The sequence below is a fragment of the Rhodococcus sp. 66b genome, assembly GCF_002076325.1.
Classification (GTDB): domain Bacteria; phylum Actinomycetota; class Actinomycetes; order Mycobacteriales; family Mycobacteriaceae; genus Rhodococcus_F; species Rhodococcus_F erythropolis.
On record NZ_MUZB01000053.1, the window covers coordinates 1 to 1,414 of the forward strand.

Genomic DNA, 1,414 nt, shown 5'->3' on the forward strand with positions numbered 1-1,414 from the left:
GGATGCTCTCCTGAGAGTCAAGCTGCTTTTCGATGGTGTCGGGTGTTCGGGGTGATGGTCTGCGGTCCAGGGTTGAGGAGGTAGTAGACCTCGCGAGCCAGGTAGCGCTTCAGGCCCCGGATAGTTTCCAGTTTCGAGTGGCCTTCGCTGGTTTTCTTCTCTACGTAGGCCTGGGTTTTCGGGTCGAGTCGAATGCGGCCGATGACGGCCAGATGCAAGGCTCGGTTGGCTTGGCGGTCACCGCCGCGATTGAGGCGGTGGCGTTGGGTCATGCCAGAAGATGCGGGTAGCGGTGCAACACCGCATAGCATCGCGAACGCGGCTTCGGATTTCATTCGATCGGAATTATCGCCAGCGGTGACAAGCATTTGTCCGGCGACTTCGATACCGATTCCGACGCGCTCGAGTAGTTGAGGTGCGAGGGCTTTCACGATTGGGTTGATCAGTTCGCCCCGATCGGCGATCTCGTCGGTTAATTCGAGATAGCGGCGAGCCAGGGACTTCATCGACACCCGGTAGGCGGTCACGGGATCAGTAGCGTTCGCGACATCCGGTCGCCAGGCGGCGAGGAGGCGGATCAGTTGCATCCGCGTCAGATCGCGGACCTGAGCGCGCAGCTCGTCGGGAGCGGAGATGATCGTCATCCGCAGCAGTTGCAGCGCACTGCGCCGCTCTCGTACCGAATGGGCTCGGGTCACCCTCAACACCCGAAGTGACTCGACGGCACCGTCTTTCGATTTCGGGGTGGTGGTGCGCCGGTTGGTCTTGGCTGCGCGGGCCGCGTTGATGGCGTCGAGGTCGTCGTCTTTGCCCTTACGGCGACGGTCCGAGCGATCGGGGCGGTCCACCTCGAGTACCGTCACGCCGGCTTTCGCGAGGTGGCGGGTCAGCCCAGCTCCGTAGGAGCCAGTGCCCTCAATACCGATCCGGATCAGATTGCCGTACTCGCCGATCCAGGTCAGCATGGTTCGATACCCGTTTCGGGTGGTCGGAAAACTGCGAGTTCCGAGGACGTTGTCGTCGGTATCGATCACCGCGGCGACGTGCAGTTCTTTGTGGGTATCGACTCCGGCGAACACTCGCCGGTCTTGATCGAGATCGGCTTTGTCAGGCATCCTTGTCATGTCGCTTTCCTCTCCGTTGACCGATGAGCAAGGCGGCGCCGCGCATCGACCGAACCGGCGGACAAGACAGTGATGAGCACCTGGTGGTGCAGGCTCTCCTCAGGTCACCCCGACGGTGAGGCGTAGCGCCTCACCGGGGGTTCCCAGGAACCGACAAATCCAAGGAAAGACACACGATCGTCGATCGGAGTGAGGGTCAGGAACACTGGGAACTCCCGGCACCAGCATTCTCTCGTCTCCATGCGGTAACGGTCAGGAAATCCGAAAACACCGGCACGAACAGTCTCACT

2 protein-coding genes are annotated in these 1,414 nt (G+C 61.3%); both read right to left on the reverse strand.

Going from position 1 to position 1,414, the window contains the following annotated elements; translation table 11 throughout:
- Positions 1-17 precede the first annotated feature (17 nt).
- Entirely contained in the window at positions 18-1,124 is a 1,107-nt protein-coding gene (locus tag B0E55_RS31270; RefSeq protein ID WP_080911178.1) for an IS110 family transposase, read from the reverse strand.
- Between the two features lie 104 nt (positions 1,125-1,228).
- On the reverse strand, positions 1,229-1,414 hold a 186-nt coding region (locus tag B0E55_RS32080), incomplete at its 5' end, for a hypothetical protein (protein ID WP_206745225.1).